Here is a 12,074-nt window from a genome sequence, read left to right as displayed (position 1 = left end):
GAATGATTACTTATCTGAGACCGTAAGTTATCGACTGATAACCTGTCAACATGTCCGACCCGTCAGCGCCCAAGCCCAAAGCCACCCGCATGGATGCGGCCGACCGCCGAGAGCTCGTCCTCGACGCGGCGATGCGCGCGTTCGCGCGCGGGGGTTACGCCGGCACCAGTACCGACGCCGTCGCGAAGGAAGCGGGCGTCTCTCAGCCGTATGTGGTCCGTATGTTCGGCACCAAGGTCGAGTTGTTTCGACTGGTGTTCCAACGCTCGGTCGACGGCATCATGGCCGCGTTCGATGCCGTGCTGGCGGCGGGCCCGCTCGACCCCGACGACGACGGCACCTGGGCAGATCTCGGTTCCGCCTACGCCGATCTGGTGGCCGATCGCGACCTGTTGATGGTGATGATGCACGGATTCGGCGCAGGCTCGGTACCCGAGATAGGCCGGGCGGCCCGGGAGGGAATGGGTGCCATCTACAGCCGGATACGTGAGGGCACAGGTTGTTCCGAGGACCAGGCACGGCAGTTCATCGCGCACGGGATGTTGCTCAACGTCCTGATGTCGATGCAGGCGCTCGAGCATCCGAACGACAGCGCCGGGCTGCACGAGATGACGGTGTGCGCGTTCGGAACCAATCTGATTCCGGCCGATCCCGGCTGAGCGTCGGCGCTAGGGACGCATCTCGTACCGGCCGTCGTAGGAGGCGACCTCGTTCCACACCGCGTCGAATCGACCCGCATCGACCACCGGCTTGCGGATCGCGTCCAGGGCCCACTGCTGTTGCGCCGCAGACGAGGACGGCTTTCCGTACAGCGCAACGGCATAGCCGGAGAAGTCTCGTATCTGGAAGTCGAAGATCTGGTCCATCATCTCGGCCGAGATCTCGTCGGCTTGTTCGAGCACGAGATGGCCGTAGACGACGAGCGAGAACAGGTGCCCCACCACGAGAAGGAAATCGAGATCCTTCTGCTGCGCTTCGTCGGGCGCACAGTCCTGGAGAAACGACTTGAACGCCTGTGCCTGCTCGTAGAACCGTCCCACGTTGGGAATCCCGGAATGCTTGCTGTACAGCGGGTTCCAGTCGTGGAACCGGACCGAGCTCGCGCCACGGGCCGGCCCCTGCGCGAAGAAGAAGCTGTCGTCGACCGGCTCGGTTCGGGTACCGACGTCCGGGTGGTCGGTGGGCGAGAACATGTACGCAGGCATGAATTTGAGCATCAGCGCCACGTTGACGTGCACCGTGCCCTCCAGCTTGGGCAGTGTTCCGATCAGCTGGGCGGCTTCACGGAAGTAGGTGTTCTTCTCGTACCCTTTGGCCGCGATGACGTCGTGCAACAGACGGACGACCGTTTCGCCCTCGGAGGTCACCTTCGCCTTGGTCATCGGGTTGAACAGGAGGTAGCGCCGGTCTTCGGGTCCCGCGGCACGGAAATAGTCCAGCGCCCGCGCGCTGAACAGCTTCATGGCGATCAGCCGGGAGTATGCGTCGACGAACGCACTGCGGACGTGCGGGAAGTCGGTGACGCGATTGCCGTACAGGATCCTGTTGTTCGCGTGTGTGATCGCCTCGTAGAACGCGTGCTCACAGATGCCGATGGATCCGGTGCACAGGTTGAACTTCCCGACGTTGACCGTGTTGAGCGCGGCCGAGAATGCGTCGGCACCGGTGTGCAGGATGTCCTGTTGCCGGACGGGGTAGTTCTCGAGCGCGAACGTGCTGACGTACATCTGCCCGTGGACGACGCTCTCACGCAGCTGATACGCGGGGTGTGCACTGTCGGCCACGAAGAACACGTACGCATCGGGTCCGTCGACGTCGGTGCGTCGCCCGAACACCGAGACCATGTCGGCAACGTTGCCGTTCCCGATGTAGTACTTCTCCCCCGACGCGGTGAACTCGAGCTCGGAGTCCTCGGGCGCGGGCGTCAACAGCATGTCGGTGGAGTAGACGTCGGCTCCGTGTGCGCGCTCGGACAGACCGAACGCCATCACACCGCCGCGATCCAGCTCGCGTGCTGCGCGGCGTTTGGCGTCGTCGTTGGCACTCATCCAGATGGGGCCGAGACCCAGCACGGTGACCTGCCAGGTGTACCAGTAGGCCAGACCGTAGAACCCGAGAACCTCGCTCAGCGCAGCATTACGAGCAGCGTCCCAGCGCGTGTTCGGCGATCCGTCCGCATAGGCAGCGGGCGTGGAGAAGGTTGCGAACAGCTTCTGCTCGGCGACGAACTCGATGAACTCCGCGGGCCAGACTGCATCGAGATCGTCCGCGAGCAGCCTGGTCTTGCCTCGATTCTCGAACCACTCGATCAAGGCGCGCAGCTGTCGGCGAGAGTCGTCGTCGAGCTCGGCCGGATCGAACGTTGTTGGATCGAACAGCGCATAGTGAGACACGTGGTGACCTCTCATAGTCGTTGACCCGAAGCTACCAGCGGGTAAACGACAGTGCAGAGAGATCGCGAGACTCCCCTACGGTGTGTGCCGCACAGCCTTCACGATCTCCTCGACCGCCGAGTCGATGTCGAGTTCGCGACTCTCACCGGTGAAACGATCGCGGATCTCGACCTTGCCGTCGGCCCAGCCGCGGCCGATGACGACCACCAGCGGAACACCGATCAGTTCCGAGTCCTTGAACTTCACTCCTGGCGAGGCCTTGCGATCGTCGAACAGAACCTCGATGCCCTGTGTATCGAGTTGCGTCGCAATCGATTCCGCGCCCGCGCGAGCAGCGTCGTCCTTGTTCGCGATCACCAGGTGGACATCGGCAGGTGCAACCTCCGACGGCCACCGCAGACCCTTGTCGTCGTGCATCTGCTCGGCGATCACAGCGACCAGACGCGAGACGCCGACACCGTAGGAACCCTGAGTCAGGCGAACCGGCTTGCCGGTCTCACCGAGGACGTCGACCGAGAACGCATCGGTGTACTTGTAACCGAGCTGGAAGATGTGCCCGATCTCGATTCCGCGCGCACTGACCAGCGGCCCGCGACCGTCGGGAGACATGTCGCCGTCACGCACCTCGGCTGCTTCGATGGTGCCGTCGGGAACGAAATCGCGACCGGCGACGAGGTTCACCACATGCTTGCCCTTGACATCGGCGCCGGTGATCCACGACGTACCGTCGACCACCCGCGGATCGACGAGATAGCGAACCCCGTTGGCCTGCAATGCGCGAGGCCCGATGTATCCCTTGACGAGGAAGGGATTGGCAGCGAAGTCCGCGTCGGTCAGCAGAGCGAACTCGGCAGGCTCGAGGGACGCCTCGAGGCGCTTCTCGTCGACCTCGCGGTCACCGGGCAGGCCGACGGCGAGCAGTTCCCACTCCCCTTCTGCGTTACGCACCTTGAGCAGAATGTTCTTCAGCGTGTCCGCGCCGGTGACGGTGCGTCCGAGATCCGCAGAGTTGGCCCACTCCACCAGAGTCGCGATGGTGGGGGTGTCGCCGGTCTCGTGATCGACGGCAGCGGGCTGCCCCTCGATGGGCAGCGGTGCAGGTGCCGGAGTGGTGACGGCCTCGACGTTGGCGGCGTATCCCGATTCGATGCAGCGCACGTAGGTGTCCTCACCGATGTCGCTCTCGGCCAGGAATTCCTCGGAGGCGCTGCCTCCCATGGCACCGGACGTCGCGGCGACGATGACGTAGCTGACACCGAGGCGGGCGAAGATGCGCTGGTACGCCTCGCGGTGGGCGGCGTAGGACTTCTTCAGTCCGTCCTCGTCCATGTCGAAGGAATACGAGTCCTTCATCACGAACTCGCGGCCGCGCAGAATGCCGGCCCGGGGACGCTCCTCGTCGCGGTACTTGGTCTGGATCTGGTACAGCGTGACCGGCAGGTCCTTGTACGAGTTGTATTCGGCCTTGACCGTCAGCGCGAACAGTTCCTCGTGGGTTGGACCGAGCAGCATGTCGTTGCCCTTGCGATCCTGCAACCGGAACAGCGCGTCGCCGTACTCGGTCCACCGATTGGTGGTCTCGTACGGCTCGCGCGGCAGCAGCGCGGGCAGAGATATCTCCTGCGCACCGATGGCGTTCATCTCCTCGCGCACGACACGCTCGACCTGCCGCAGCACCCGCAGACCCAGCGGCAACCAGGAGTAGACGCCCGGAGCGATACGACGAACGTAGCCGGCGCGGACCAACAGCTTGTGGCTGTCGACCTCGGCGTCGGCCGGGTCGTCGCGAAGGGTACGAAGGAACAACTGCGAAAGACGGGTGATCACGGGTTGTCAGACTAGTCGCTCCCGCAGTGCCTGTGAGCAGGCGGCCGTACAGTGAGTAGCCTCGAGCCCGTGCTGATTCTGCTGCCTCCCTCCGAGACGAAGTCCGACGGCGGTTCCGGAGCACCTCTCGATCTGGACCGACTGTCGTTGCCCACGTTGACACCGCTCCGCCGAAAGCTCGCCGATGCGCTGGTGGAACTCTCCGGCGACGTCGACGCGTCTATCGCGGCGCTCGGCCTCGGCCCCACCCAGGTGGACGAGATCGAACGCAACGCCCGGTTGTGGACCTCACCCACCACACCTGCGCTGCAGCGCTACACCGGCGTGCTCTACGACGCCCTCGACGCGGCGTCGTTCACCCGGGCCGGTCGTGCCCGAGCGGACGCGAGGCTGTGGATCGGCTCGGCCCTGTTCGGGGCCGTCCGTGCCTCCGATCCGATTCCGTCCTACCGACTCTCCGGTGGATCGACCGTGCCGAACTTCGGGACGCTGCGATCACACTGGAAGCCCGAACTCTCCGACGCCATCGACGCCGAGGACGAGGGGATCGTCGTCGACCTCCGATCGGGCACCTATCAGCAGCTCGGGCCCGTCCCCGGCGCGATCACCGCAACGGTGCTCACCGAGAAGCCCGACGGCAGCCGATCGGTGGTGAGCCACTTCAACAAGCATCACAAGGGCCTGCTCGCGCGCGCGTTGACCCTGACCACCGCCGAGCCGAAGGACGTCAAAGCCGTTGCGCGCGTGGCGTCCAAGGCCGGACTGCGCGTCGAAGTGGCGTCGAGCACCGAATTGATCGTGCTCACCGAATGACCGAGATTCCGGGACTCCTCCGCCGCGGTGCCGACGCCTCGGTCGGCAAGACCAAGAGCCAACGCGTCGCCGACGACGTCGCAGATCGGCTGGTCTCGCTCGACGCGACCGAACTCGGCTCTCGGGCGCTGACGAACATGATCGAGACGATGTACGAAAATGGTTGGCAGCCGATGGATCTCGTGCACGTCGTGCGGCGTCAGCACACGGTGGCCGTGACCAATCTCGCTGCCGCGGTATTGCTGCATCAGGCCGATCTCACCGACGCCGCCTCTCGGGCCCCACAGGACTGGGTGGATCAGATGTCCACGGTCTGTGAGCAGTTCCCGAAGGTTGCTGCGCGGGTCGAGGCCACGCCCGATTTCCTCACCGCGTACCTGACGTCCTCCGGTAAGACCGATTACATCGCGGCCAGTGATCAGTGGCTCGACGTACTCACCCTGCTCGGTCAATGGCAGACACTCCCCCGGTGGCCTCAGCTCGGCCCCAAGCCGTCTCAGTGGCCGCGCACTCGTCCCACGGTGTCGGGTGTCGCCGGCTCCGACTCCCCGAACACCAAGATGCTGAGCAAGATTCGCGGTCTACTGGCCAAGGCCGACGCCACGGACTTCGAGGAGGAGGCCGAGACGCTCACGGCCAAGGCGCAGGAGTTGATGACGCGCTACTCCATCGACACCATGTTGCTCTCCCAGGGCCATATCGATATTCACGGCCGACGCGTTCATGTCGACGGCCCGCATGCCCCGGCCAAGGCGCAGCTGTTGCACGTGGTCGGAACCGCCAACCGCGTCAAGGCGATCTGGGATCCGGAGTTCGCCGTCGCCACCTTGGTCGGAGCTCCGGTGGACGTGGAACAGACCGAGTTGCTGTTCACCTCTCTGCTGGTTCAGGCAACGCGCGCCCTCGGACATTCGCCGCAGGCGAAGAAGCGCAAGAAGGCCGGATCGGCAGCGTTCGGCAAGGCATTCCTGTACGCGTACGCCATCCGTATCGGAGACCGTCTGACCGACGCCGACGCGCACGCGCTGGAGGAGGCGCGTCACGAATCCGGTGATCTGCTACCGATTCTCGCCGCGCAGACCGTCGCCGTCGAAGCCGAATTCGATCGATTGTTCCCTACGGCGAAGCCGATGCGCGGTCCACGCCTGGACGCCGAGGGATGGGATTCGGGCCAGGCCGCGGCGGATCGTGCGGATCTCTCGCGCTGAGGTATGTGAGTCGACCGCCCGTTCGCAAGGCAAAATGGTTCTGTGCCCGAAACTCTCGACGACATCATGACGCGAACGTCCGAACTCCTGACCGACCGTGACATGGCCGCACTGTCCACTCTGATGGCCGAGCTGTCGACGACCGATGCGGTGCGCGTGCTCGAGCGTGTCGACTCGTCCCGACGCGCGGTGTTGTTTCGCCTTCTGCCCAAGGACGAGGCGGTGGCGGTCTTCGAGCGCTTCGACGCCACCGTTCGCGGTGAGTTGTTCGAGAGTCTTCGCAGCTACGATGTGATCGCTCTGTTCGAGGAACTCGACCCGGACGACCGTGTCGAATTGCTCGACGAACTCCCCTCCAACGTCGCGCATCGACTGCTGGTGGGCTTGTCCCCCGACGAACGCGCACTCACCGCCCCCATGCTGGGATACGACCGCAGATCGGTCGGCCGCCGCATGAGTCCGGAGTTCGTTCGGCTACGGACCGCTGCGACCGCCGGCGACGCCCTCGATGCCGTGCGTCGTACCGGCTCGGACGCCGAGTCGGTGTACCTGTTGCCGATCACCGACGATCACCGCACTCTGTTGGGGGTGGTGACGCTCGCCGATCTGGCGACGGCGGCACCGAGCACTCCGGTCGGCGATCTGTACTCGGATCATCCGGTGGTCGAGGCCGATTCGTCGGCGGAGGAGGCTGCACGGCTGTGCTTCGAGCACCGTAGTCCTGCGGTGGTGGTGGTCGATTCCGAGCAACGGCTGATCGGCATTCTCACACTCGAGCAGTCCTCTCGAATCCTGGAAGAAGCCGAGGACGAGGACGCCGCTCGCGCGGGTGGCTCCGAGCCGCTGCGTCGGCCGTATCTGTCGACGCCGGTGCTGTCCATCGTTCGCTCTCGCGTGGTGTGGTTGCTGGTGCTCGCGCTGTCGGCCATCCTCACGGTGCAGGTACTCGAGATCTTCGAGCACGCGCTCGCCGCAGTCGTCACTCTCGCGCTGTTCATTCCGCTGCTGACCGGAACCGGCGGCAACACCGGCTCGCAGGCCGCGACCACTGTCACGCGGGCGCTCGCGCTGGGTGACGTGCGACCGCGGGACATCGCCGCGGTGCTCTTTCGCGAGGTTCGGGTCGGAGCGACGATGGGTGCGATGCTCGGCACCTTGGGCTTCGTCATCGCCGGACTCGTCTACGACTGGCACCTCGGAGTCGTCATCGGAACGACGCTGCTGTCGATCTGCACGCTCGCGGCCACGGTCGGCGGCGCGATGCCGCTGATCGCGAAGAAGATCGGGGTGGACCCGGCGGTCTTCTCGACGCCCTTCATCTCCACCTTCTGCGATGCGACGGGGTTGATCGTCTACTTCCTCATCGCGAAGGCCGTACTGGGCGTGTGATCGCCCCTGCTCGTCAGCCCTTCTGGGCGCTTTCCTGCGCAGCCTGGGCCTGAGCGACCTGCTGCGGGGTGAAACGAATGAACACCGCAGCGATTCCCGCGACCACGGCGCAGACGGCGCAGCAGAACAACGCGAACATGTAGCCCGAGCTCAACGCATCGAGCTGGGTGTCGTTCATCAGCGTCGCCGGTCCCGAGATGCCGCCCAGGGACAGGGTGCGCGAGGTCACCAGCGCGCCGATGACGGCCAGCGCGAGCGGCCCGCCGAGGGTCTGAGCAACCAGGGCGATAGCGGTCAACGGGCCGATCTCGGTGGGGCTCACTCCGGCGATGGCGCACAGCGGGAGTGGCACGACCGTCAGGCCGACGCCGAATCCGATGCCGATGACGGGGAAGAACAGTCCGGGGAAGTACGACGAATCCGCGTTCATCGTCGCGACCGACACCATCAGCCACCCGACCATGATCACGGCACCGCTCAGAATCAGCCACCGTGGGGCGATGCGGGTCACCAGCTGCGAGGCCAGGAATGCGGCGGCACCGAGCCCGAAGGCGAACGGCACGAACGCCAGGCCCGCGTGCAACGGGCTGTATCCCAGGATGTCCTGAACGAACAGAGCCACGTACGCGGCGAGGCAGAACATCACGCCACCGGCGAAGAAGATGGCCACGAACGTCGCCACTCGGTCTCGGCTGCCGAACAGCGAGAACGGAAGCAACGGGTTGTCGGCGCGTCGCTCGACCATCAGGAACAGCCCGAGGAAGAGCAGGCCGGCGATCAGCGAGACGATGACGATCGGATTGGTCCAGCCCAGTTCGGTGCCCTCGCTCAATGCCAGCACCACGCCGGTGCAGCCGAGCGTCGCCAGAATCGCTCCCGGCACATCGAGCGGTAGCTTCGCCCCCACCGTCTCCTGCAGCGACACGACCGCGAGCACCACGATGACGACACCGATCGGCACGTTGATCAGGAAGATCCACCGCCAGGACACCTCGGTCAACGCACCGCCGATGATGAGCCCGGCGATGGAGCCGACACCGGTCATGGCCGCATAGATCGCGATGGCCTGGTTTCGTACCGGGCCCGGCGCGAAGGTGGTCGCCACCAGCGCGAACGCCGTCGGCGACGCCACCGCGGCACCCACCCCCTGGAGCGCGCGCGCCGCTACCAACGTCGCCTCGTTGACCGCGAGCCCGCACAGCAGGGATGCGACGGTGAACAGAACAACGCCGGCCAGGAACATCTTCTTTCGACCGAAAGCGTCACCGAGTCTGCCACCGAGGAGCATCAGCCCACCGAAAGCGAGGGCATACGACGTGAGCACCCAGTTGCGTCCGGCATCGGACAGACCAAGATCGGCCTGCAACGGTGCCAGAGCGAGGTTGGCGACCGTACCGTCGAGCACCACCATCAACTGCAGGCCGCTCAGGACGATGATCGCCAACCCGAACGCTCGGGTCGTCACCGGGTACTTGACCTCGGTACTGGAGGTATCGGACATCGATGATTCAGGCACGGGCGTTCACGTTACCGGCGTGTACAGAGAAACCGGCAACGGTTCCGATGACCACGATCGCCGGAGGCCTGATCTCCGCATCGCGAACCGCATCGGCGACGGTGCTCAGAGTCGCACGAACTTCACGCTGGGTGCGCATGGTGCCTTCCTGAACGACGATCACCGGGGTGTCGGACGGCCGGCCACCGGCGATGAGAACGTCGGCGAACTTCCCGATGCGTTCGACGGCCATCAGCAACACGATGGTGCCCTTGAGCTTGGCGAGCGCGTTCCAGTCGACGAGCGAATCGGGATGGTCGGGTGCCACGTGGCCGCTGACGACGACGAACTCGTGAGTGACGGCGCGATGCGTCACCGGGATGCCTGCGGACGAGGGCACCGAGATGGCGCTGGTGATACCAGGCACTACGGTCACCGGGATTCCCTCGGCAGCCAGCGCTTCGAGCTCCTCGTATCCCCGACCGAACACGTAGGGATCGCCGCCCTTGAGCCGGACGACGAACTTGCCTGCTTTCGCGCCGTCGATCAGCGCCTGGTTGATCGCCTCCTGCGCCATCGCGCGGCCGTACGGAATCTTCGAGGCATCGATGACCTCCACGTGCGGGCCCAGTTCGGCCAACAGCTCGGGCGGTGCGAGCCGATCGGCCACCACGACGTCGGCGTAGGCGAGCAGCCTGCGCCCGCGGACCGTGATGAGGTCCGGATCGCCGGGTCCGCCACCGACCAGCGCAACGCCCGTCAACGGCGCATGGGCCGAGTCGGCGACCACACCGGACTGCAGAGCTTCGACGACAGCATTGCGTACCGCGGCCGATCGACGGTGTTCGCCGCCCGCGAGGACACCGAGGGTCAGCCCGTCCCATTCGGCCGACGCCGGGGTGACCGCGGTGCCGTCCTTGGCGATGTCGGCTCGCACGCAGAAAATCTTGGACGCGGTGGCCTCGGCGACGATGGCGATGTTGGTCTCGGCCTCGTCGGTGCACGCGACGGCGTACCAGGCGTCGGCGAGGTCGCCCTCGCGATAGTCGCGCAACTCCATGCTCACCTGACCGGCCGTCGCCATCGCCTCCACAGCGGGCGTTGCCTCCCGGGTGATGACGTGTACCTCTGCACCGCAGGAGATCAGCAACGGCAATCGACGCTGCGCGACGGTGCCGCCACCGACCACGACGACGCGTCGACCTTCCAGATTGAGGCCGACCAGATAGGGAGAGTCAGTCGCGTTCACGAGAGGAAACGCTACCGCGCGCGCTGCACCCGCTTTTCGTCCCATACGGGCTCGTCGGATTCGTAGGCCTGACCGGTGCTGCCGAACACGAGGAATCGGTCGAAGCTGCGAGCGAACCACCGGTCGTGGGTCACGGCGATGACGGTGCCGTCGAACGCCGAGATCGCGTCTTCGAGTGCGTCTGCGGACATCAGGTCGAGGTTGTCGGTCGGCTCGTCGAGCAGCAACAGGGTGGCACCGGAGAGTTCGAGCAGCAGAATCTGCACGCGCGCCTGCTGGCCGCCGGAGAGATTGTCGTACGACTGTTCGGCGGCTCGGGCCAGACCGTAGCGGTCCAGTGCCCGGCCGGCGGCCTCCCGGCCCATGCCGTCGCGGTGTTCGTTGCCCATGTGCAAGATGTCGAGGAGCGTGTTGCCCGCGAGATCCGGCCGAGTGTGAGTCTGCGCGAACAGGCCCGGCCGAACACGAGCGCCGAGCACCGCGGTGCCGGTGTGCGGAACCGGATCGAGAGCCAGTTCCTGGACCGGCTCGTGTTCCTTCTCCGGATCCGTACCACCGTTGGCGAGCAACCGCAGGAAGTGCGATTTGCCGGAACCGTTGGAACCCAGCACCGCAACGCGGTCTCCGTACCAGATCTCGGTGTCGAAGGGCTTCATCAGTCCGGTCAGTTCCAGAGCCGTACACACCAATGCGCGCTTGGCTGTTCGGCCGCCACGCAGACGAACGGTGACGTGCTGCTTCAACGGCACCGCTTCCGGCGGTCCGGCCTCCTCGAACTTGGCCAACCGAGTCTGGGACGCGTGGTAGCGAGCAGCGACCCCGTCGTTGAACTTGGCCTTCTCCCGCAGGCGCAGCACCAGTGCCCGGAGTTTGACCAGTTCCTCGTCCCACCGCCGTCGCAGTTCGTCGAGCCGAGCATTCCGGTCCTCACGCGCAGCGTGATACGTCGCGAACCCGCCGCCGTGCACCCACGAGGTGGCACCGCTGACGCCCGGTTCCAGTGTCACGATCCGATTCGCGGCGTTGGCGATGAGCTCCCGGTCGTGGCTGATGAACAGGACGGACTTGTCGGAATCGCGAATGGTCGCTTCGAGCCAGCGCTTGCCCGGCACATCGAGGTAGTTGTCCGGCTCGTCGAGAAGCAACAGATTGTCGGTGCCGGCGAACAACGCTTCGAGTACGAGGCGTTTCTGCTCACCGCCACTGAGGGTCGACGCAGCGCGCCACTTCGCGCGGTCGAACGGCATTCCGAGTGCTGCCGTGGTGACCTTGTCCCAGAACGGCTCGAGGTCGTAACCGCCGACATCGCCCCAATCCGACAGGGCCTGTGCGTATTTCATCTGGGTCTTCTCGTCGTCGACCTCGATCATCGTGTTCTCGGCTGCGTCCAGCGCCGCCGCGGCCGTTCGCACGGCCGGGGACGCGACCGACAGCAACAGATCACGCACGGTCGAGTCGTCGCGCAGCTGGCCGACGAACTGCCGCATCACCCCGAGCGAACCGGAGCTCGACACCGCCCCCTCGTCGGGGGTCTCGTCACCCGCGATGATCCGCGTCAGCGTCGTCTTCCCGGTTCCGTTGGGCCCGATCAGGGCGGTCTTGGCACCGTCGCCGACCCGAAACCCGACACCGTTGAGCAGCTGCCGTCCGTCGGGCAGGAAGTAGACGATGTCGTTCAGTTCGAGGTGGGCCACAACGAA

General features: G+C 65.5%; 9 protein-coding genes. 4 read left to right on the top strand and 5 right to left on the bottom strand.

Annotation, left to right across the window (positions count from 1 at the left end; genetic code table 11):
* Positions 1-50: 50 nt before the first annotated feature.
* Positions 51-659, top strand: a complete 609-nt coding sequence (locus tag CH302_RS05970; protein ID WP_037189591.1) for a TetR/AcrR family transcriptional regulator — start codon at positions 51-53, stop codon at positions 657-659.
* Between the two features lie 9 nt (positions 660-668).
* Here CH302_RS05970 and CH302_RS05965 read toward each other — a convergent pair whose 3' ends face one another.
* Positions 669-2,408, bottom strand: a complete 1,740-nt coding sequence (locus tag CH302_RS05965; RefSeq protein ID WP_037189592.1) for an acyl-CoA dehydrogenase family protein — start codon at positions 2,406-2,408, stop codon at positions 669-671.
* Between the two features lie 60 nt (positions 2,409-2,468).
* A complete protein-coding gene (locus CH302_RS05960; protein WP_037189593.1) occupies positions 2,469-4,220 on the bottom strand; it encodes a proline--tRNA ligase in 1,752 nt (583 codons plus the stop codon).
* Between the two features lie 69 nt (positions 4,221-4,289).
* Between CH302_RS05960 and yaaA the strand changes: the two genes are divergently transcribed.
* The 3 genes from yaaA to mgtE are packed head-to-tail and all read left to right on the top strand — an operon-like array spanning position 4,290 to position 7,630.
* Positions 4,290-5,033, top strand: coding sequence for a peroxide stress protein YaaA (gene yaaA, locus CH302_RS05955; protein WP_037189594.1), 744 nt, complete (start codon positions 4,290-4,292; stop codon positions 5,031-5,033).
* Positions 5,030-6,241, top strand: a complete 1,212-nt coding sequence (locus tag CH302_RS05950; RefSeq protein ID WP_037189595.1) for a DUF2786 domain-containing protein — start codon at positions 5,030-5,032, stop codon at positions 6,239-6,241. The genes yaaA and CH302_RS05950 overlap by 4 nt, the downstream gene beginning before the upstream one ends.
* Before the next feature lie 42 nt (positions 6,242-6,283).
* Positions 6,284-7,630 (top strand): magnesium transporter, encoded by a 1,347-nt coding sequence (mgtE, locus tag CH302_RS05945; RefSeq protein ID WP_094649900.1) that lies wholly within the window; start codon positions 6,284-6,286, stop codon positions 7,628-7,630.
* Between the two features lie 13 nt (positions 7,631-7,643).
* On the opposite strand, the gene CH302_RS05940 is transcribed toward mgtE, so the two are convergent.
* From CH302_RS05940 to CH302_RS05930, 3 genes are read right to left on the bottom strand one after another with little or no spacing between them, the layout of a single operon-like run.
* Complete coding sequence (locus CH302_RS05940; protein ID WP_037189596.1) at positions 7,644-9,131, bottom strand: MFS transporter; 1,488 nt, start codon at positions 9,129-9,131, stop codon at positions 7,644-7,646.
* Between the two features lie 7 nt (positions 9,132-9,138).
* Positions 9,139-10,419, bottom strand: coding sequence for a uroporphyrinogen-III C-methyltransferase (cobA, locus tag CH302_RS05935; RefSeq protein ID WP_052047519.1), 1,281 nt, complete (start codon positions 10,417-10,419; stop codon positions 9,139-9,141).
* Positions 10,386-12,068: an ABC-F family ATP-binding cassette domain-containing protein gene (locus tag CH302_RS05930; protein ID WP_037189598.1), complete on the bottom strand. Its 1,683-nt coding sequence runs from the start codon at positions 12,066-12,068 to the stop codon at positions 10,386-10,388. The genes cobA and CH302_RS05930 overlap by 34 nt, the downstream gene beginning before the upstream one ends.
* Positions 12,069-12,074 lie beyond the last annotated feature (6 nt).

The sequence above is a fragment of the Rhodococcus sp. 15-2388-1-1a genome (assembly GCF_002259145.1).
Classification (GTDB): Bacteria; Actinomycetota; Actinomycetes; order Mycobacteriales; family Mycobacteriaceae; genus Rhodococcoides.
This window is presented reverse-complemented; position numbering and strand designations above follow the sequence as displayed.

Coding starts and splice junctions, on each gene's coding strand:
- CH302_RS05970 (WP_037189591.1), top strand. CDS start 51: ATGTCCGACCCGTCAGCGCCCAAGCCCAAAGCCACCCGCATGGATGCG.
- CH302_RS05965 (WP_037189592.1), bottom strand. CDS start 2,408: ATGAGAGGTCACCACGTGTCTCACTATGCGCTGTTCGATCCAACAACG.
- CH302_RS05950 (WP_037189595.1), top strand. CDS start 5,030: ATGACCGAGATTCCGGGACTCCTCCGCCGCGGTGCCGACGCCTCGGTC.
- CH302_RS05940 (WP_037189596.1), bottom strand. CDS start 9,131: ATGTCCGATACCTCCAGTACCGAGGTCAAGTACCCGGTGACGACCCGA.
- cobA (WP_052047519.1), bottom strand. CDS start 10,419: ATGGGACGAAAAGCGGGTGCAGCGCGCGCGGTAGCGTTTCCTCTCGTG.